The organism is Streptomyces sp. A0958 (assembly GCF_004795035.1).
Classification (GTDB): Bacteria; Actinomycetota; Actinomycetes; order Streptomycetales; family Streptomycetaceae; genus Streptomyces.
Genome location: NZ_SSBK01000004.1, coordinates 22513 through 42244 on the forward strand (window position 1 = coordinate 22513; position 19732 = coordinate 42244).

14 protein-coding genes and 2 pseudogenes are annotated in these 19732 nt (G+C 72.5%); 9 read left to right on the plus strand and 7 right to left on the minus strand.

The features are described from left to right. Window positions 1-126: 126 nt before the first annotated feature. Window positions 127-2477: pseudogene (locus E6P78_RS05430) on the plus strand (hypothetical protein); the annotation flags it as partial. On the opposite strand, the gene E6P78_RS05435 reads toward E6P78_RS05430, so the two are convergent. The 3 genes from E6P78_RS05435 to E6P78_RS05445 all read right to left on the minus strand — a co-directional run bounded on the left by E6P78_RS05435 (window position 2450) and on the right by E6P78_RS05445 (window position 6652). Continuing rightward, complete coding sequence (locus E6P78_RS05435; protein WP_136202348.1) at window positions 2450-4882, minus strand: right-handed parallel beta-helix repeat-containing protein; 2433 nt, start codon at window positions 4880-4882, stop codon at window positions 2450-2452. The pseudogene E6P78_RS05430 and the gene E6P78_RS05435 overlap by 28 nt on opposite strands. 220 nt (window positions 4883-5102) lie before the next feature. Next, window positions 5103-5699 (minus strand): hypothetical protein, encoded by a 597-nt coding sequence (locus E6P78_RS05440; protein WP_136202349.1) that lies wholly within the window; start codon window positions 5697-5699, stop codon window positions 5103-5105. A 476-nt stretch (window positions 5700-6175) separates the two neighbouring features. Then, window positions 6176-6652, minus strand: a complete 477-nt coding sequence (locus tag E6P78_RS05445; RefSeq protein WP_136202350.1) for a DUF6643 family protein — start codon at window positions 6650-6652, stop codon at window positions 6176-6178. 326 nt (window positions 6653-6978) lie between these two features. On the opposite strand from E6P78_RS05445, the gene E6P78_RS05450 reads away from it, so the two are divergent. Both E6P78_RS05450 and E6P78_RS05455 read left to right on the plus strand, forming a co-directional pair. Then, window positions 6979-7632 carry a hypothetical protein gene (locus tag E6P78_RS05450; RefSeq protein ID WP_136202351.1) on the plus strand — a complete coding sequence of 218 codons (654 nt, stop codon included), beginning with the start codon at window positions 6979-6981 and terminating at the stop codon, window positions 7630-7632. A 546-nt stretch (window positions 7633-8178) separates the two neighbouring features. After that, window positions 8179-9522, plus strand: a complete 1344-nt coding sequence (locus E6P78_RS05455) for a TerD family protein (protein ID WP_136202352.1) — start codon at window positions 8179-8181, stop codon at window positions 9520-9522. A 21-nt stretch (window positions 9523-9543) separates the two neighbouring features. Here the strand turns inward: E6P78_RS05455 and E6P78_RS05460 are convergent, their stop codons facing one another. Further along, entirely contained in the window at window positions 9544-10716 is a 1173-nt protein-coding gene (locus E6P78_RS05460) for a glycosyltransferase (protein ID WP_136202353.1), read from the minus strand. Between the two features lie 58 nt (window positions 10717-10774). Here E6P78_RS05460 and E6P78_RS05465 point away from each other — a divergent pair, with 58 nt between their 5' ends. Next, window positions 10775-11557, plus strand: a complete 783-nt coding sequence (locus tag E6P78_RS05465) for an aspartate/glutamate racemase family protein (protein WP_136202354.1) — start codon at window positions 10775-10777, stop codon at window positions 11555-11557. Window positions 11558-11626: 69 nt separating this feature from the next. Beyond that, the gene (locus E6P78_RS05470; RefSeq protein WP_136202355.1) at window positions 11627-12190 is read left to right on the plus strand and encodes a hypothetical protein; all 564 of its coding nucleotides are present in this window, start codon (window positions 11627-11629) and stop codon (window positions 12188-12190) included. Here E6P78_RS05470 and E6P78_RS05475 read toward each other — a convergent pair. Beyond that, the gene (locus E6P78_RS05475; protein ID WP_136202356.1) at window positions 12138-13244 is read right to left on the minus strand and encodes an O-antigen ligase family protein; all 1107 of its coding nucleotides are present in this window, start codon (window positions 13242-13244) and stop codon (window positions 12138-12140) included. The two genes, E6P78_RS05470 and E6P78_RS05475, sit on opposite strands and share 53 nt — an antisense overlap. Window positions 13245-13438: 194 nt before the next feature. On the opposite strand from E6P78_RS05475, the gene lnt reads away from it, so the two are divergent. Then, a complete protein-coding gene (gene lnt / locus E6P78_RS05480) occupies window positions 13439-15034 on the plus strand; it encodes an apolipoprotein N-acyltransferase (protein ID WP_136202357.1) in 1596 nt (531 codons plus the stop codon). 30 nt (window positions 15035-15064) lie between these two features. Continuing rightward, the gene (locus tag E6P78_RS05485; protein ID WP_136202358.1) at window positions 15065-15544 is read left to right on the plus strand and encodes an NUDIX domain-containing protein; all 480 of its coding nucleotides are present in this window, start codon (window positions 15065-15067) and stop codon (window positions 15542-15544) included. 57 nt (window positions 15545-15601) lie between these two features. Here the strand turns inward: E6P78_RS05485 and E6P78_RS33820 are convergent, their stop codons facing one another. Next, entirely contained in the window at window positions 15602-15727 is a 126-nt protein-coding gene (locus E6P78_RS33820; RefSeq protein ID WP_276607209.1) for a hypothetical protein, read from the minus strand. After that, a pseudogene (locus tag E6P78_RS33255) lies at window positions 15706-15879 on the minus strand (MFS transporter); the annotation flags it as partial. The pseudogene E6P78_RS33255 and the gene E6P78_RS33820, both read right to left, overlap by 22 nt. Before the next feature lie 451 nt (window positions 15880-16330). Here E6P78_RS33255 and E6P78_RS05495 point away from each other — a divergent pair. Together E6P78_RS05495 and E6P78_RS05500 are read left to right on the plus strand one after the other, a co-directional pair. Continuing rightward, complete coding sequence (locus tag E6P78_RS05495; RefSeq protein WP_136202359.1) at window positions 16331-19036, plus strand: DNRLRE domain-containing protein; 2706 nt, start codon at window positions 16331-16333, stop codon at window positions 19034-19036. A 14-nt stretch (window positions 19037-19050) separates the two neighbouring features. Next, a complete protein-coding gene (locus tag E6P78_RS05500; protein WP_136202360.1) occupies window positions 19051-19383 on the plus strand; it encodes a hypothetical protein in 333 nt (110 codons plus the stop codon). The last annotated feature ends 349 nt before the right edge of the window (window positions 19384-19732 follow it).

Genomic DNA, 19732 nt, shown 5'->3' on the forward strand with positions numbered 1-19732 from the left:
GCCACGCGGTGTCGCGGGCCGTCGCACGGGGGAGATTCGCTGGGAAGGACCCGCGGCCACCCGTGCCCGGCCGCGATCGCGGTGACCGGGCATCAGCCGCCTTTCCCCTGCGAGAGCGAGTCGCCCGTGCCACCTCCCACTGCATCCCCGCGTACCACCGGGCCCGCGCTGGAATTACTGGTCCACGGGGTCGGCGGCACCACCCCCCAGGAAATGCTCGTCGACCCGCGCACGGTGAGGGTCACCGGGGACACCACCGCGGCCATCTACCGGCGCTCCGCCGACGTCGACGCCGAACAGCACCCCGAACGCTACCGCGAGGAGCCCATCGCCGAGGCCTACTGCTGGTCCAACCTCACCTCCGGCAACGGCTCCCGCGCGCTGTGGCTGCTGCTGCTCCCCTTCATGGTGATCAACCTCGCCCACTGGATGCGCCCCACCGCCCGGCGCCGCCCCCGCGCGATCCGGCTGTACGGCGTCCTCGTACGGCTCATCGCGCTCAGCCTCACCGTGCTGCTGACCGCCGCCGCCTGCGAAGTCGCCCTCGACCTCACCGCCTGGCAGTGCGCCGGCGTGCCCGACTGCTCCGACCAGCGCTCGTGGCTGGGGTTCCTCTCCGCCGCGCAAGGAGGCTGGTGGTCCCAGCCCGGCCGCCGCCTCGCCTTGGCCGCGCTGGTGCCGACCGCGCTGGTCGGGCTGCTCTGGTTCCTGTCCAACCGGACCTGGAGCGCCTACGAGTCCCAGCGGCCGCTGTCCGGGCCGGACCCCGACGACGAGGCACCGCCCCCGGAACCCGCGCGCCCCGCGCTGGGACGGCCGGGATTCTGGTACGGACGCCGGCTCGTCGCACGGCTGCGCGCCGCCCACACCGCCGCCGGCTTCCTGACCGTCACCGCCTGCGTCACCGGCGCCGCCGCCCGCCACGACCGCGCCGTCACCGGACCCGTCCCCGCGGTGTTCGGCCGGCTGATCGAGGCGGCGCTCGTCCTCGGCGCGATCGTCGTGCTCTGGGTGGTCTGCCGGCGGGGACGCAGCGAACGGCGCCTCGACAACCAGCTCGACCGGGCCGTCATCACCTGCCTTCCCGGCACCGCGCTCACCCTCCTCGTCCTCGCCGCCGTGCACGCCGCCTGGTCGCGCCCCGGCTGGACCTCCTCGGGCCCGCTCCCCCGCGACGTCACGTTCCAGGCGGTCACCCTCGCCCAGGGCACGCTGGTCGTCGTCCTCGCCGCGGTCTCCCTCGACCTGTACCGGCGCTGCCCCGAGCCGCGCACCGTGATGCGCGGCCTCGGCGGACCGGCCGTCGCGATGCTCGCGTGCGCGCTCGGCGGAGTGATGACCGGCGGAGTGGCCCAGCGCGTCGCCGACTGGCTCGACGGACCCGGCAGCCCGGGCATGGGGCGCAGCGCCCTCATAGAGGGGCCACCGGTCCTGCTCAGCTGGCAGGCCTCCGTCATCCCCGTCCTCCTCGCGCTGCTCCTGGTGCCGGGCATCGCGCTCGGCGTACGGACCTGGCTGACCGCCCGCCGGCTGGGACCGGTGATCGACGCGGAGTACGGGGAGACGTGCCCCGATCCGTCGCGGACCGAACGGATCGCCCGCATCCGGGCCACGGCCGCGCTCACCGACTCGGCGCCCGGCATGGTGGGCCTGGTCTCCGGCGCCACCCTGCTGCTGGGCGCGGCGGCCGTGGGCGGGGCCTGGGCCACCGGAGAGGTGCCGGGACTCGCCCTGGACGGCAGCGGCCCGTTCCTGGAATCGGTGGCCGACGCGGCCCAGTCCACCGGCTCCTGGCTCGTCGGCTTCGGCTTCCTCGTCTTCGTCGCCTGTGGCCGGCGCGCCTACCGCGACCCCTCCGCCCGGCGCACGATCGGCATCCTGTGGGACGTCGGCACGTTCTGGCCGCGCGCCGCCCACCCCTTCGCCCCGCCCTGCTACGCGGAACGCGCCGTTCCCGACCTGGCCTCCCGCATGTCCGGCTGGACCGCCCGCACCCGCGGCCGACTCGTCATCTCCGGCCACTCCCAGGGCAGCGTCCTGGCGGCATCCGCGGTCTGGCAGCTCCCCGCCCGGACCCGCGCCCAAGTCGCCCTGCTCACCTACGGATCACCGATCGAGCGCCTCTACGGGAGATGGTTCCCCGCCTACTTCGGGCCGGGGCAGCTCCACGGGCTGCACCGCTCGGTGCACTGCTGGCGCAACCTGTGGCGGGCCACCGACCCGATCGGCGGCGAGATCAGGCTCGGTCGTGAATCCGGCCCCGAGGTGGACCGCGGCCCGCTCAAGGACCCGCTGGTCTACGGCCGGACGCCCGAACACCCGCTGCCCGAGCCGGTGCTCGGCCACTCCGACTACCAGGCCGACCCCGTCTTCGCCGAGGAACGCACCGCGCTCCTGGAACGGCTCCACCCCGTCCTGCCCCACCAGGCGGACCCGCCGCGCGAGGACGTCAGGGCAGCTCCGGCAGGTCCTCCGGATACAGCAGAGTGAGATCGTCCGTGCTCGGATCGGCGAGCTGGGCGACCCGGCCGGCGTGCCGTTCGACCATCGACTCGAAGGTCTGGCGGGCGGTGCGCCCATTGCCGAACGCCGGCCCCTTCGGCAGCTCCGTGAAGTACTTCAGCAGCGCCTCACCGGTACCGGACGCCAGGCTGTACTCCTGCTCGCGGGTCTGCTGCTCCACGATCCGCAGCAGCTCGGCCGGCGCGTAGTCGCTGAACGTGATGGTCCGCGAGAAGCGGGAGGCGACCCCCGGGTTGACGGTGAGGAACCGCTCCATCTCGTGGGTGTACCCGGCGACGATGACGACCACCGCGTCCCGGTGGTCCTCCATCAGCTTCACCAGCGTGTCGATCGCCTCCCGGCCGAAGTCCCGGCCGGAGTCCTCGGGGGACAGCGCGTACGCCTCGTCGACGAACAGCACCCCGCCGCGCGCCCGGTCGAACGCCTCCTGGGTGCGGATGGCGGTCGAACCGATGTGCTCACCGACCAGGTCGACCCGGGAGACCTCGACCAGATGCCCACGCTCCAGCACCCCGAGCGCGGCCAGGATCTCGCCGTACAGCCGGGCCACCGTGGTCTTGCCGGTGCCGGGGGAGCCGGTGAAGACGAGATGGCGGCGGACCGAGGCCGCCTTGAGGCCCGCCTGCTGGCGCCTGCGCCCCACCTCGATCATGTCAGTGAGGGCACGCACCTCGCGCTTGACGCTGTCGAGCCCGACCAGCGCGTCCAGTTCGCCCAGCACCTCCCCGGAGGTGCGCGCGGGCTCGGCCGGCGCCGCCACCGCCGGCGGTTCCACGGGGCGCGGCGCGGGGACCGACCCGAGCAGCCCGGGGGCCGACTGCGTCGCCGTCAGGACGGCGGCCGGCGGGGGAGTGGCGGTCCGCAGACCGCTCTCGTCGCTCGTGCAGTCCTCCACGACCGGCCCGCCTCCCGTACCGTCCCCCGGCCCCGCGCCCTCGGGGAACTCGTACCCGCCGCGGGCGCAGCGCTCGGTGCGGCACCGGGTCAGCGTCGTGCGGCAGCCCTCCATCACATGGAAGCCGTACCCCTCGCTGCCCGTGACGCGGCAGCCGTGGAACGTCCCCCGGCCCTCCGCCGACACATAGAAGCCGGCCTCCGCGGGCGAGGTCACCGTGCAGCGCTCGATCACCGGATCGGCGCCCTTGGTGACGATCACGCCGGTCTGCGCGGCGTCGATGGTGCAGTTGTTCAGCGTGCCGCCGCTTCCGTGGTCGCGGAACCAGGCGCCGGTCGACGCCTCGCGGATGCGGCAGTCGTCGAGCTGGGCGGTCGCCCCGTCGCTGACCGACACCGCCGTGTTGCGGACCTGGGAGAGATCGCTGTCCACGACGTCGGCGCGCGAGCCCCGGTCGAGGACGAACAGGGCGTCCGGCACGTCGTGGACCCGGCAGGAATCCAGTATCACCGTCGCCCCGTCGCTGACCCAGACGGCCGGGTAGTCGCCCGTACTGTCGTGGATCTCGCACTGGTTGGCGTCGACCCGGGTGCCGGGGTCCCAGACGGATAGCCCGTTGCGGCCGAAGCGGCGCACCGTCGAGCGGGTCAGCGTGAGCACCGCCCGCGAACGCAGGTCCACCGCGTTCTCCGGGATGTCGTGGATGTCGCAGTCGGCGAGCGTGAGCACCGCGTCGGTGTCCAGGGTGACGCCGTCCGCCGAGGTGCGGTGCACCGTGCAGTCGGTGAGGTGGGCTGCGGCGCGGGCGGTCACCTGTATCCCGCTGCCCTTGATCTCGTACATCTCGCAGCCCACCGCCTCCAGGCCGCTGCCCTCGCCGGTGACGGACAGACCCGCGCCCGAGGCGTGGTGGACCCGGCAGCGCTCCAGCCGGGGGTGCCCGCCGTCGCGCACGGCGACCCCGGACTGACCGGCCGATACGATCTCGCACTCCTCGAACACCCCGCCGGCGCCGTCGAGTACGGCGATGCCTACGCCCGCCGGATTGTCGACCGTGCACCGGCGCACGGAGGGCCGGGCAGCGCCCCGCACCTCGATGCCGGCGGCCGAGCGGGTCACGATCCGCACGTCCGCTATCTCCGGGGCGCCCTCCTCGATCAGCAGCGCGGGGGCCGCCGAGTCCTGCCCCTCCACGTGGAGGTCCTGGACGACGGCCGAGGCGCGTAGCGTCAGCGGCACCCCGTCGACGGGGGCGATGCGCACGGAACCGAGGGAGCCCTCCGGCCCGCGCAGCGTCACGGCGCGGGCGATGACCAGATTCTCCCGGTACGTTCCGGGGGCGACGGTGAGCACATCACCGTCCGCCGCCGCTTCCAGCGCAGCGGTGAGGGAGGCGTATTCGCCCGTGCGGCGCCGCCACCGCGATGTGCCGGTGTGCGTCACCTGGACTGTGCCCTGTGCCATGGCGCTGTCGTGCCCCCGCCTCGTGCGTGTGTGATGCCCGGGTCACCGGCTTCGCGGCAGCGACCATCCGGGGTCCGCCTGCCGGAGAGCGACGGGCGGGCCGGTCCACCGTAGCGCGCGCGGAGGTCGGGAGTTGACCCGATCCGCAGGTCCCGGCAGCCGCCCCGGCGAGAGTGCGTGCATGGCGTCGCGCGGCAAGACGGGAATCTGACGACAGGACCTAGCTCCCGGTGCCCGTCCTGCCCCAGTCCGAACCGGCCTCGGCCCAGGCCCGGTCGAGCTGTTCGTACCGCCGCCGCGTCATGCGCCGGACGATCAGGCGCCGGCCGCACTCGATCAGCAGGGCGGCCAGCATCGCGGCGCCGAACCCGGCCAGTGCGGCATGGGTGTGCGCCGTCGGCGCGTCCATCGGCCGCAGCGCGGGACCGCCGTCCAGGTCGGTCCAGACCCGGACCTTCGCCCCCGGCTTCGCGTCGCGCGATCCGGTCGACACCACGGCGCTGCGCGCGGCCCCGTCCGGTGCGTGCCACCGGGCGAGCACGGCGGTCTGCGTGATGCCGCCGGTGGATACCTCGGGGTCGGTTGCGGAGCGGGGGGCGGCCACCCGGCGCACCACGACGGCGGTGGTGAGATGACGCTCCGCCCGCTGGGCGCGCACCGACGCCTGCAGCGCGCCGTCGGTGCGCGATCCGCAGAACCAGCCGAGCGCCGGCGCCGCCAGCACCAGCAGGAGGAACGCGGTCAGCGCCAGCCACGCCTCGCGCCGGTCCGTGGCACGGCACAGAGGATTGCGCCGCCAGCGCAGGACTCCGGCCATCGCTCGCACGGTTCTGCACCCCCTTCCGTGACCGTCCTGCCCGGTACGGTGCCCGTCACGTGCCGAGGCCGCGAGGAGCCGGCGGCCTCACCCCGACCAACGCGTCGCCCACCGCCGTGGGTTCCCGGCCCTGAGGACGTACTCGGCCGAGAATACGTGGACGAGTCCGTCGCCGAGGAGGGATGCCTGGGAGACCGTATGCGGACCGGGCCGCCGCCCCGGATGACGGCCCGTGCGTCGGGGAGCGGATTCCGGCCGAAGGCGCGCTCGACCACCCGTCCGGCGCGGGTGCTCGGGCGGGTGCCCGCTCGCCGCGCAGCAGCGCGCCGTCCGTCTCCCCCGGTTTCGGGACCTCCACGGTCGGCGTCGCTCTTCCCGGCGCGAACAGGGCGATGCCGCCGTCCGGCAGGGGACGGCGGACACCGGGGCCCTTCGCGGTCGTTGACGCGACGACCGTGCCCCGGGCCCCTGAGCGGCTAGTAGCCCCGGCCGCCCTGGTAGGGGCGGCCGTACGGGTCCTCGTACGGCGACTGCGCGGGGGCGGGCCGCGGCGCCGCCGGACGCATCGACTCGTAGCCCGTGCTCGGCGCCGGACGCTGCTGCTGCGGCGGGGGCGCCTGGTACATCCCGCGGCCGCCGGCCGGCTGCTGCGGGATGTAGGGCGCCGGCGCGTGCTGCAGTTGCGCGGGCTGCATCGGGGTGTAGCTCTGCTGAGCCGCCGGCTGCGGGTAGCCGTACGACTGCTGGGGCTGGGACGGCGCCGCGGGCAGCGCCGGCAGGGCCGAGGGGAGCGCCGGCAGGTAGCTGTTGCCGGTGTCGTACGCGGCAGGCACTCGGATCGGTGCGATCTGAGGGGTGCCCCGCTCCGCGACCAGGGAGTCGTAGATCGGAGTGTCGGGGAACGACGGCGCGGCGTAGTATCCGCCGCCGTAGGTGGAGCGGGGGGAGGTCATGCCTCCTAAGTTAAGCCCACGATGTGCGAATTGGGGAGTCCCAATTTCCCGGTCATCGGATTTACTGTGGTTCTTGCTGCCTGAGCTGCTGAAACATCGGCAAAGCCCCCTTCGGGAGAGGCCTTTCCGCAGTGGTGCCCGCCGGCTCATGATCCGGGCGTGTCGCTCGGCGGAACCCCCCGCGTACCGCCGCCGGGGGCCGCACTCATTCGGGCCACCGGGCGCGCGGGGCGGACGAGCCGACGGCAGAGTGGTGGCACCACCGTCGCAGCGCGCCCGTCCGCTTCGCCCGCAGCGCTCCCTCAAGGCGTCCACCAGGAGGTTCCGTGCACGACAAGCCGCTCCTCGGGAGCGCCGGTGAACTGTTGCGCCGACGACACGGCTCCCCGCACACATCCGTGGCGGAGCCCGACCGGTTCGGGGTGGACAGTCCGCTGGTGGGCGGGTTCCTTTCCGGCACCCTCACACCGGACGACGAGGCACGGCTCGCCGACGAAGTCGCCCAACTGCTGCCGCACCACTGGGACCTGCCCAACAAGTCCGTGGAGAGGCTGACCCCGCTCATCGACCACCTGGGCGGTCAGAAGGAGCTGATGGTCTGGCTCGACCGCCACCCGGGGCGGCCCAGGCGCGTGGCCCGGATCTACGTACTCATGGGCAACCTGGACCGGTACAGCGACGACGCCGAGGTCCTGGGAGCGGTGCGCCGGGCCAGGGCGCGGAACCCGTTCCCGGACGGCCTGCGTGAGCACCTGACGCCGGCGACCACGGACGCGACGCTGGCCGGGCTGGCCCCCGGGATCGAGGGCCTGCTCAGCGAGGGGCGCGAGGACGACGCCACCAACCTCGCCCTGGCGACCGCCGACTGGTTGCGCGGCGCGGTGCGGGATGTCGAGAACCCGGACGCGGACTTGCGCGACGTGGGCGAACTCATGGAACACCTGCACCAGGACATCAGCGAGTCCGACGCCCGCCCCTGACACGACCGGCCCGCCCCCTCATCCACCTGTCGGCCCGTTCGAGCCGGGCCCTTCGGACTGCGGTCCCTCACACGGCGGATGGCTGACGAGGAGATCGTCGCCGTCGCCGTCGCCGTCGCCGCCGGCAGCCGGCAGCCGGCTCGCGAACGAGGCGAGGGCCGTGGTGGTGGGGAACGGAGTGGTCGGGGCCAAGGGGCGCCTCGCCGCCGGTGAGCGCGGTGAGCCCCGCCGCCTGGACGCCGAGCCCCGCCCTTCGGATGCCCACCTCTTCGGGTGCTCGATCCGTTCACCTCAGGCCGGACGGTCCGCGGCTGCCGAACCTCTGGGCCGTCAGCGGCGGGATGATGCCGATGTGTTCGCCGCCGGTGGTGCCGATCGCGATGCCGGCGAGCAACGAGCCGCCACCACGCCACAGGGGCGAAGCCGCCCGCGAAGCCCCCGGCAGACACGGATGATCCGGCCCGTCCACTCCATCCGGTCACCTCTTTGGGTCCGGACCGCGCGGGCATTAGGTTGAGCCGGAAAGGTCTCGGCAGCGGACTCGCGATGGGGGCGAGCATGACCATGCAAAAGGGAACCAATGTCCCAGTGGCGGCCCAGGCCGTGCGCGTCGAACTGGGATGGCAGACCGCCCCGGGGACGCCGGACGTGGATGCCTCCGCGCTCCTTCTCCTCGGCTCGGGAAAGGTGCGCGACGACGCGGACTTCGTCTTCTACAACCAGCCCGCCCACGCCTCCGGCGCGGTGCGCCACGAGGGGAAGCGCACCGACGGCGGGGCGGCGACCGACACCCTGGCCGTCGACCTGGCCCGGGTGGAGTCAGCCATCGACCGGGTGGTGCTGGTCGCGTCGGCGGACGGCGGCACGTTCGGCCGGGTGAGCGGGTTGTACGTACGGCTCATGGACGCGTCCAGCGGTGCCGAACTGGCTCGCTTCGACAGCTCCGACGCCACCGTGGAGACGGCCTTCATCCTCGGCGAGCTCTACCGGCGCCAGGGCGCCTGGAAGTTCCGCGCGGTCGGCCAGGGCTACGACTCCGGGCTCGAAGGGCTCGCCACCGACTTCGGGATCTCCGTCGACGAACCCCAGCAGCCCCAAGCGCCCCAGGCACCGCAGCAGCCGCAGCCGCCCCACCCGGACACACGGGTCGCCGCCGCGCCGCCGCCTCCGCCGTATGCCCAGCAGCCCCAGCCGACGCTCGCCGCACCGATGGCCCCGCCCATCCCGCCCGCGCCGCCCGCCCCGCAGCCCGTCCGGCTCACCAAGGTGACGCTCACGAAGGAAGCGCCGTCCGTCTCGCTGGCCAAGCAGGGCGGGACCTCGGGAGCGATGCGCGTCAACCTCAACTGGGAGGTGCACAAGCAGTTCAAGGGATGGGGCAGCAAGCTCGGCCGGGCCGTCGCGAACCACTCGGACCTCGACCTCGACCTCTGCGCGCTCTACGAACTGACCGACGGCCGCAAGGGAGTCGTGCAGGCCCTCGGAAACGCCTTCGGCTCCCTCAACCAGCCGCCGTTCATCCACCTCGACGGCGACGACCGCACCGGTGCCGTCGCCTCCGGCGAGAACCTGACGATCAACCTCGACCAGAAGGCCAGACTCCGCAGGGTCCTGATCTTCGTCACCATCTACGAAGGGGCCCGGAGCTTCGCCGATCTGCACGCGACCGTCACGCTCCAGCCCCAGAACGGCGCGCCGATCGACTTCTCGCTGGACGAGTGCACGGTCCCGTCCACCGTCTGCGCCCTCGCGCTCATCACCAACACCGGGAGCGACCTCACCGTGCAGCGCGAGGCCCGCTACCTGGTGCCGCAGCGCGGGGTGAGCCCGCAGCGCACCATCGACCAGGCCTACGGCTGGGGCATGAACTGGACCCCCGGCCGCAAGTGAGCCCGCGGGGGCGTCAGCGGGTCACTGATCCGGTGCGGCCTCGGGACGGGCGTACGTACGCCCCTTCCAGGCCGCACCGCGCCCCCGGTAGTGCTGCACCGCGGAATCGACCGTCATCAGGAGATACAGCAGCGCCGTGAACGGCAGCAGCGGGGCGAGCCACAGCGACTGCCGGTAGTACCCCAGCATCGGCATGTACGTCCCGGCCATCACGGCCCACGCCACGCCCCCGGCCCACGCCGCCACCGGACCCGCGCCCAGCACCCCGGCGACCAGCGTCACGGGCGGCGCGAGATAGACGAGCGCGAGCCCGAGCACCGTACCGAGCAGCACCAGCGGATTGTGCCGGAGCTGGGCGTACGCGCTGCGCGAGACCATCCGCCACAGATCGGCCAGGCGCGGATAGGGCCGCACACTGTCCACCCGCTCCGCGAGCCCCAGCCAGATCCGGCCCCCCGAGCGCCGCACCGCCCGGGCCAGCGACACGTCGTCGATCACCGCCTGCCTGATCACATCGGGCACCCCGGCCCGCACCGCCGTTTCCGTCCGCAGCAGCACACAGCCGCCCGCCGCGGCCGCCGTCCGCCCTCCGGCCCGGTTCACCCACCGGAACGGATAGAGCTGCGAGAAGAAGTAGACGAAGGCCGGCACCACGAGCCGCTCCCAGACGCTCGCCACCCGAAGCCGCGCCATCTGCGAGACCAGGTCGAAGCCGCCCGTCTCCGCGGCGGCCACCAGCTCCCGCAGGCTGTCCGGCTCGTGTGCGATGTCCGCGTCCGTCAGCAGCAGGTACTCCGGGTCCCGGGCGCGCGCCAGGGCGATCCCGTGCCGTACGGCCCAGAGCTTGCCCGTCCAGCCGGGCTCGGGCTCCCCGGGCGAGACCACCGTCACCGCAAGCCCGCCGCACCGCACGGACAGCGTGCGGGCGATGTCCCCGGTGCCGTCCTTGCTGCAGTCGTCGACCAGGAAGATCTCGGCGCTCCCCGGATAGTCCTGCGCCAGCAGCGACGGCAGGCTCACCGGCAGCACGGCCGCCTCGTCGCGGGCGGGCACGACGACGGCGACCGACGGCCAGTGCTCCGGGTCCGCACGGCTCGGCAGCCGCTGGTCGGTGCGCCAGAAGAACCCCTGGCCCAGCAGCAGCCACACCCATGCGACAAGCGAACCCACGGCGATCCAGGCAACGGCGCTCATTGGGCGAAGTCTGCACCACTGAGCGGGGACCGCAAGGGCGGTCGACTATGGTGACCGGGTGAAGATCGCGCTCATGGACTCCGGAATCGGCCTGCTCGCCGCCGCCGCCGCAGTACGCCGGCTGAGGCCGGACGCCGATCTCGTGCTCTCCTGCGACCCCGACCACATGCCCTGGGGCCGCGCGCCCGAGGGCGTGACCGCCCGCGCCCTCGCGGTGGCCCGAGCCGCCGCCGCCCACCGGCCCGACGCGCTGATCGTCGCCTGCAACACCGCCTCCGTGCACGCGCTCGCGACGCTGCGGGCCGAACTGGAACCAGGGCTGCCGGTCATCGGCACCGTCCCCGCCATCAAGCCGGCCGCGGCGGCCGGCGGGTCCGTCGCGATCTGGGCAACCCCGGCCACCACCGGCAGCCCGTACCAGCGCGGACTGATCCGTGACTTCGCCGGGACCGCCGCCGTCACCGAGGTGCCCTGCCCGGGCCTCGCCGACGCCGTGGAGCACGCCGACGAGGCCGGGATCGAGAAGGCGCTCGCCGCCGCGGCCGCGCTCACCCCGCCCGATGTGCGGGCCGTCGTCCTGGGCTGCACCCACTACGAGCTGGTCGCCGAACGCATCCGCGACGCCGTCCGCCGGCCGGGCCGCCCTCCGGTCGCCCTGCACGGGTCCGCCGGGGCCGTCGCCGCCCAGGCACTGCGCCGGATCGGGGCCGAACCCGCTCCGTCGGCCGAACCCTCCACCTCCGTCGCGGTACTCCTCAGCGGACGTGCCGCGGAGCTGCCGCAAGCCGCGCTGACCTACCCCGAAGGACGCCGGCTGGCCGCCGTCGACTCCGTGCGCTGACCCTCCGGCGACCCGGCCGGGGCCTTCGGACCCGTCCCCCCGCGCGCTTTCTTCAGTACGCTGCTCGGCATGAGGGAGCACGCCGGAGAACCGAAGCGCACCGGAACCGGAACCCACTCGGCGGTCTGGGTCGGCCGGGCCACCAACCGCACGCAGTGGGTCCTCGCGGCCATCGGCGCCGCCTGCCTGGCCCTGGGCATCCAGCTCGCCGTCAGTTCCACCTGGGCCTCCGGCATCGCCCCGCTGCTGATGTCGGTGATCGGCTGCGTGGCCGCGGGCCTGCTCATGCTGTTCGGCACCCTCGCCTTCGTGAACGTGGCCGTCCGCATCGACGGCGACGCGCTGGAGGTGCGCTGCGGCCACATGGGGCTGCCGCGCCGCCGCATCCTGCTCACCCATGTGGTGGCCGCCGACTTCGCGCCTCAGGTGACCCCTCGCCAGTGGGGCGGCTGGGGCTACCGCTGGCGGCCCGAGAAGGGCACGGCCGTGGTCGTGCGCCGGGGCGAGGGGCTGGTGCTGCGGCTCGGCGACGGCCGCACGTTCACCATCACGGTGGACGACGCCGAGGCGGGCGTCCGGTTCATCCGCGACCGCCTGCACCTGCCGTCCACGGGCGCGCCGGCCGGGGCCTGACCTCCGGGCCCGGGACCGCGTCCGGTCCGCAGGGCTCGCCCGCCCCGATCGGCCGCCTGGCCGACGCCAGCCCGGCCAGCAGCCCCGCCCCCGCCGTCACCGGCGTGAAGCTCAGCGCGTTGCCCACGCTCGCCAGCGCGGCCAGTGCCGTGAGCGCCGCACCCGCCGTCAGCGCCACCGACGTGGTACGAGGCGAGCGCCACAGTACGTACAGCAGCCAGCCGAACGCGGCGCCCAGCAGCACCACCCCCACCACGCCCTGCTCGGCGGCCTGCTGCCACGGGGCCGAGTGCGGCTTTCCGTCCGAACCGAGGCTCTGCTGCGCGGTCGGGCTCAGCTCGGCGAAGCGGCCGGGCCCGACGCCGAGCACGGGATGCTGCCCGGTCAGCCGCGCGGCGTCCTGCCAGAGGTCGACCCGGTTGCGGGTGAGCTGGCCCTCCAGGGAGACGGTGAGTCCATCGGGCAGCGTCGCCTCGGCCACGGCCCAGGAGGTGCCGACGATCAGCCCGGTGGCCAGCGCCAGACCGGTCAGGCCGAGCAGCCGGCGGCGCGTCCGGGCGGCGGCCAGGGAGCACAGCAGTACCCCGAGCGCCGCCGCGAACCCGGCCACCGAGCCCTGGTCGAGCGCGGCCCCGGCCGTCCCGAGGGCCAGCAGCCGCAAAGCTGTGCGCAGCGGGCCACGCCGGGACGCGGCGGCCGCACAGCAGGCGGCCCCGGTGGCGAGGACCAGCAGCGCGGCGGCGGCCCCGGTCTGGCCGGGCGCGGTGTCCGCGGTGGCCGTCGCACCCGGCATGCCGTGCCGCCAGACCAGGGCCATGAGCACGGCGACCAGCGCCGCGCCCGCCGCGGTGGCCACCGGCAGCAGCGTGCCGCAGATACGCCCGCAGGCGAAGCCCGCCGCGACCGCGAGCAGGGCCAGCAGCACCCCTTCGGGCCTGGTCTCACGCCCCGCCGCGCTGATCAGTGACCAGATCGCACAGGCGGCGAGGATCAGGGCTCCGGCGGCATCGGAAGCCGTGCCGCCCTCGGGCCCCCGCCCCGCTGATTCAGTCATCACGTCCGTCCCCCGGCCTGTGACCGTCCCGTACGCGAGGGCCGGAACCGGCCCGTCGGCGGGGGACTGGCGCACAGGCTAACGGCCACGGCGGGCATCTGCGCGGAAGATGCGGAGATGCGATCCGGTAGTCATGATTCCGCCACCGGGACAGGGCTCCCCGGTGGCCCGCCCGTCACCGTAGACTCCGCCGGGTGAGCACCACCATCGCCCAGGCCGGCGAATCGCAGAAGCCCGCCCCCGCGCCCCGAACAGGCCGCTTGCCGGCGCGCCTCGCACGCCCCGGGGCCGCCGTGCTCTCCGGCGTGATGCTGTACGCGAGCTTCCCGCCCCGGCCCCTGTGGTGGCTGGTTCTGCCCGGCTTCGCGCTGCTCGGCTGGGTCCTGTTCGAGCGCAGGGCGCGCGCCGCGTTCGGGCTCGGTCTGCTCGCCGGGCTCGGCTTCATGCTGCCGCTGCTGCACTGGACCGGTGAGGAGGTCGGCCCGGTGCCGTGGCTGGCCCTCGCCACGGCCGAGGCGCTGTTCATCGCGGTCGGCTGCCTCGGCATCTGCGCCGTCTCCCGGCTCCCCGGCGGACCGCTGTGGGCGGCCGCGGTCTGGACACTGGACGAGGCGGTCCGCGCCCGGGTGCCGTTCGGCGGCTTCCCCTGGGGCAAGATCGCCTTCGGCCAGGCGGACAGCGTGTTCCTGCCGCTGGTCGCGCTCGGCGGCACCCCGCTGCTCTCCTTCGCCGTGGTGCTGTGTGGCTTCGGCCTGTTCGAGGCGGTACGCCGCTTCGCCCGCTACCGGGCCACCGGCGAACTGCCCCGGGGCGCCGTCGTCGCGGCGGCGGCGACCGTCCTCGTACCGCTGGCCGCCGCCTTCGCGGCGCTGCCGCTGGTGGACGACTCGGCCGAGGACGGTACCGCCACCGTCGCCGCGATCCAGGGCAACGTGCCCCGGCTCGGCCTCGACTTCAACTCCCAGCGCCGCGCCGTCCTGGACAACCACGCCCACCGTACGGAGCAGCTCGCCCGGGACGTGAAGGCCGGCAAGGTCCCGCAGCCGGACTTCGTCCTGTGGCCGGAGAACTCCTCCGACCTCGACCCCTACCGCAACCCGGACGCGCGGATCGTCATCGACGACGCGGTCAAGGCGATCGGGGTGCCGACCGTGATCGGCACGGTCGTCGAACCCGACACGGGCGGCCTGCGCAACACCCTCATCCAGTGGGACCCGGACAAGGGCCCGGTCGACACCTACGACAAGCGGCACATCCAGCCGTTCGGCGAGTACATGCCGATGCGTTCCTTCGTACGCCTCTTCAGCTCGGACGTCGACCGGGTGCAGCGCGACTTCGGACCGGGGAAGAAGGTGGGCGTCTTCGACCTGGCGGGCACCTACACCGGGCTCGTCACCTGCTACGAGGCCGCGTTCGACGACGCCGTACGCGACACCGTCGAGCACGGCGCCCAGCTGATCGCCGTCCCCAGCAACAACGCCACCTTCGGCCGCAGCGAGATGACCTACCAGCAGCTGGCGATGTCCCGGGTGCGCGCCGTCGAGCACAGCCGGTCCGTCGTCGTCCCCGTCACCAGCGGGGTCAGCGCCGTGATCCGCCCGGACGGCACGGTCGTGCAGAAGACGAAGACGTTCACCCCGGACGCCCTGGTGGACGAGGTGCCGCTGCGCTCCTCGCTGACCCCCGCGACCCGGATGGGCCCGCTGCCCGAGGGCGTGCTGGTGCTCCTCGCGCTCGGCGGACTGGGCTGGGCGGGCGCGCGGACGGTGCGTGCCCGGCGCGTGCGCTGAGCGGGCTCGCACGCCGCGTAGGGTCGGCATATGGCAATCCCTGACTTCATCCGCGAGATCCGTGCCACCGCCGGGCAGCAGCTGCTCCTGCTGCCCGGCGTCACCGCCGTCGTCTTCGACGACGAGGGCAGAGTGCTGCTGGGGCGGCGTGCCGACACCGGCAAGTGGTCCGTGATCGGCGGCATCTCCGAGCCGGGCGAGCAGCCCGCTCAGACGGCGGAGCGCGAGGTGTACGAGGAGACCGCCGTGCGCTGCGTGGCGGAGCGGGTCGTCCTCACCCAGGCGCTGCCGCCCCTGCAGTACGCGAACGGGGACCGCTGCCAGTTCCTGGACATCACCTTCAGCTGCCGTGCCATCGGCGGCACGGCCCGGGTCAACGACGACGAGTCGCTGGACGTCGGCTGGTTCCACGTGGACGCGCTGCCGGAGCTGGCCGAGTTCTCGCTGCTCCGGATCAAGCAGGCGCTGACCGACGGACCCACCTGGTTCGAGTCCACCGTCCCGCAGTGAACGCGAGGAGGCGGGCGGGCCGTATACGGCCCGCCCGCCTCCTCGCTCCCTGGCTGATCAGACGCTGCGGGCGGTGTCCGCGACCACGCCCCGAGCCGCCCGCGTCCCCGTCACGGCCCCGGGTTCGACGCCGGCGAGGTCCCGGTGCCGGGTCTCCTTGGCGGCGCACCGGTCTGCGGCCACGACGCCCAGAACCCGCGCCGCTTCGCGCCCCCGTGCTCCGACACCAGCAGCACGGCCCCGCCCCACTCACCGCCCGGCGCGGACCCCCGCACCGGGCGGAACAGGGTCAGCATCACCGGAGCGGTCACCCCGGCGGTGGTGTGCGTCGGCAACGTGGCCGGTGACCGGGAGCCGAAGCCGGCGACATCTCCGGCGCTCCTTCCGTATCCCGTCCGCCCGCCCGGACCTGTCCTTCACCGCGTTCCACCGGATGAACCGGGCCGGCCGCGTCCGCTGCGCCGAGGCATGTCTCCGCCACGGCAGGACGCTGTGACCGCCGGCCACCCGGGCAGCTGCTCGGGCCGGCGCCTGATCCCCGTTCGGTGGCGTGGACCAGCGGGACTCGTTTGCGGCAAATCTGTCCAGCCGGGATGGAACTGACGCCGTTATGTGGGTAGTTGCCGTCTTCTCTTTCTCTTCGTCAATGACCCTTGAGTGTTTTTTAGGTTAAGACCTCGCCAAGATCATGTGATGCGTGATTATATTTCGCCGCTAACGATCAAGCGCGCCGTTGCCGGGGGGCACGTCCGAAGGCGACTTGGCGCACCCTTGGAGAGAATCACGATGAAGAACACATTGCGTGCCAGCGGTATCGCGATGCTGACCGCGGGAGCGGTCTTGCTGGCCACGCCGAACGTCGCCGTGGCAGCGGGGCAGCCGACTGTGGACGAGTCGGCCGGCGCCGGGACCGAGCAAGCTCTCTCAGCTCTCTCGGCTCTCGCGGAGTCGATGGAGTCGCTGCAGGCTCATCCGATCACGGAGGCGGAGAGTGCCGAAGCGGCGATGACGGCCGCGAAGGTGCAGGAGCGGCAGGTAGAGATCCTGCAGATGCGGACGGAGACGGACACCGTCTACGCCAACCCGGACGGGACGCTGACCCGCAAGACGGCTGCTGGACCCATCCGGATGCTCCAGGACGGTCGCTGGGTGGACGTGGATGTCGACTTGCAGCGGGGCTCCGATGGTGACGTGGTCGCCAAGGCTCACCCGGAAGGGCTCAGGCTCGCAGGCAAGGGGGGTGCCCTGCCGCGCTCGCTGAGGGCCGTGGCGGCGGCCCCGCAGGAGTCGGCGCGCGATTTGGTCTCGTTGGGCAGCGGCGATTCGCGAATCGCGGTGCAGTGGAAGGGCGGACTGCCCGCTCCCGAGCTGTCCGGAAACGTCGCGACCTACGCGAACGCCGTTCCCGGCGGCGACCTGATCGTCGAGGCGACCCGCACCGGCTTCGAGCAGTACCTGAAACTGCGGCAGGCCCCGCAGGACGGCGCCCCGGTAACGCTTCCGATCGTCCTGCCCGACGGCATGAGTGCGATACCCGACACCGGTGGCGGCATCGACTTCGTGGACGGTTCCGGCGAGACCATCGCCGTCATGCCCGCGCCGACCATGTGGGACGCGCAGGTCGATCCTCGCTCCGGTGAACACACCAACCGGCGCAAGGTGGCCATGGAGGTCACCCAGTCCGGGAACGTGGCACAGCTCGCCCTGCGGCCGGACACGCAGTGGCTCGCCGACACGGCAACCCAGTACCCCGTCACCATCGACCCCGCGACGGACGCACTCGATGTCCTCTTCGATACGTTCGTCCAGGGCGGTGACACGACGGACCAGTCCGCGAACATCGATCTGAAGGTCGGCTGGCCCGGCGACTACGAGGGAACCACCAAGCGCGTCGCGCGGTCGTTCCTGACCTTCCGCACGGAGAACTTTTCCGATGCCCTGGTCTCGAAGGCGTCCCTGAAGCTGTGGAACTACCACGCGTGGTCGTGCGAGAAGCGGGGCTGGGAGGTGTGGGCCTCCGGAGCAGCGGACAAGAACACTCGCTGGACCAAGCAGCCACAGCTCTCGGAGAAGATAGCCACTTCCACCGACACCAAGTCAGCCACCTGCAACAACGCCGGATGGGCCACTGCGGACATCACCAAGCTGGCTCAGACGTGGGCCTCGGCCAAGGCGGAGACGGGCTCCATCGCTCTCAAGGCCGCTGACGAGTCCGACACCTACGCCTGGAAGCGGTTCTACTCGGCCAACGCCACCAACCAGGACCAGATCCCGACGCTGGAGGTGACCTACAACTACCGGCCCTTCAACGGCGCCAACCTGCAGGCCGGTGCTCCGTTCATCTCCACCGGCGGCGTCTTCAAGGTGAACACCACCACGCCGATCCTGCGGTACTCGACCGTCGACGCCAACGGCGAGGACGAGGTCACCGGTACCTATGAGATCACTGACACGGCCACGGGTGAGGTTGTGGCCATGCTCAACGCCGCCCCCGTCCCTGCTAACAGCACCTCACAGGTGACCGTCCCCGCCGGCAAGCTGACCTCCGGCAAGACCTACAGCTTCCGCACCACCAGCTACGACGGCACCCACTACGCCAACGGCTGGTCGGACCCAGTGCGGTTCACCGTGGACACATCGTGGAAGCCGACGGCCGCCGAGAATGCGCTGGGGCTCGCGAACACCTATTCCGACGCTGCCGACGTCACCGCGGCAACGTCCTCGGACTCCACCTACGCCTCCATCGCGGTGACCGAGGAGAACGTCGTCTCCGTGCCCTGGGACGGCCAGAACAACGCCATCAACGTTCAGAATGAACTGATGCCCAACAAGCTGACCATTCCCGCGGCCGGCACCAAGGGCACGCCGGTCGGCGGGAACGTCGTCTACACGTCCTCCGGCCCGGTGGACACCGTGGTCCAGCCCACCGTCGACGGCGCCTCCCGCACCCTGAACATCCTCAAGAACAGCAGCGCCCCCCACGACTACGAAACCGGCTTCACCATCCCCGCAGGCATGTCGGCCGTCACCCACGACGACGGATCGGTCTCGCTCTACGCACCGGGCGACGTGGACGCCGACAAGGCCCCCACCACGGACGCCGCTGGATTCTTCGACGCCCCCTGGGCGAAGGACGCCAACGGCAAGGATGTTCCGACCAGCTACAAGGTTGTCGGCAACAAGCTGGTGCAGCACGTCGACTTCGACGCCAAGAGCGCCTTCCCCATTGTGATCGACCCCTCGTGGTGGTCGACAACCAAGAAGATCATCAAGTGCTCTGCGGCTGTTGCCGGGTTCATCTTCACCTTCACCCCGGCAGGAAGCTCCAAGCGCGTCATCACAGCCGTCAAGCTGATCAAGAAGATCGGTGTCAAGAAGGCCGCAAAGCTCATCCAGACCTACGCCAAGCGGCGCAAGCTGACCTCGGCGCACCGCAAGGCAGTGGCCGCCTTGCTCGGAATCCCCGCCGTCAAGAAGGCCTGCAAGTTCTGATTGGCAGGACACCCGTGATCGCCATAGCAACCGCCGTCGCGCAGATCATCGTGATCCTGCTGCACCGCAAGCGGACATACGCGACAGCCAGATCCACCACCACGCCCTGGGCCTACATGGCTGCGTGCCTGATTGCCTGCGCAGCAGGATGGCTCATCATCGGACGACCCACCGTGGGATGGGGGGACCTCTTCCTCGCCATCGTGTTCGGTGTGCTGCTCGGCTCGGAGACCGCAAAGGCGGTCAAGGAACTCTCCACTCGCCACTGGGCAGCCTGGGCAGCGGCCTGCGTCTCCGGCGCGGGTGCGGCCACCTGGCTCTCCCAGAGCCCCTGGCCCTTCACCTGACCCGAGAACAACATGCCGCTGACCTGAGAACAGCATTCCGCCATCACCGCGGGAACATGTCAGCACGAAGGTGAGTGAGGGGACTTGTCACCGCACGGTGGCAGGTAACGCCGATCTCACACGAGGCCCGGGACCATCACGGTCCCGGGCCTCGCACATTCCAGCTCAACGCCAGTGCCGCCATGCCCAGGCGATGCTCAGCGCCCGCAGCGCTTCCACCTCAGGGGCGTGGACGACGGGCAGCAGTCGCCAGGGGTCTCGCGAGTGTCTCTGCGTCACCGTCCCAGTTCCCTCGCCCCTCCCCGTAACCCCTGCCCTGTCGGCGGTGTGTGCCCTGGCGACGGGGGTG

Bases quoted from the DNA above. Each gene is read 5' to 3' on its own strand.
- E6P78_RS05460 (WP_136202353.1), bottom strand. From the start codon at position 10,716: ATGAGCGCCGTTGCCTGGATCGCCGTGGGTTCGCTTGTCGCATGGGTG.
- E6P78_RS05495 (WP_136202359.1), top strand. From the start codon at position 16,331: ATGAAGAACACATTGCGTGCCAGCGGTATCGCGATGCTGACCGCGGGA.
- E6P78_RS05470 (WP_136202355.1), top strand. From the start codon at position 11,627: ATGAGGGAGCACGCCGGAGAACCGAAGCGCACCGGAACCGGAACCCAC.
- E6P78_RS05435 (WP_136202348.1), bottom strand. From the start codon at position 4,882: ATGGCACAGGGCACAGTCCAGGTGACGCACACCGGCACATCGCGGTGG.
- E6P78_RS05485 (WP_136202358.1), top strand. From the start codon at position 15,065: ATGGCAATCCCTGACTTCATCCGCGAGATCCGTGCCACCGCCGGGCAG.
- E6P78_RS05455 (WP_136202352.1), top strand. From the start codon at position 8,179: ATGGGGGCGAGCATGACCATGCAAAAGGGAACCAATGTCCCAGTGGCG.
- E6P78_RS05445 (WP_136202350.1), bottom strand. From the start codon at position 6,652: ATGACCTCCCCCCGCTCCACCTACGGCGGCGGATACTACGCCGCGCCG.
- E6P78_RS05475 (WP_136202356.1), bottom strand. From the start codon at position 13,244: ATGACTGAATCAGCGGGGCGGGGGCCCGAGGGCGGCACGGCTTCCGAT.
- E6P78_RS05440 (WP_136202349.1), bottom strand. From the start codon at position 5,699: ATGGCCGGAGTCCTGCGCTGGCGGCGCAATCCTCTGTGCCGTGCCACG.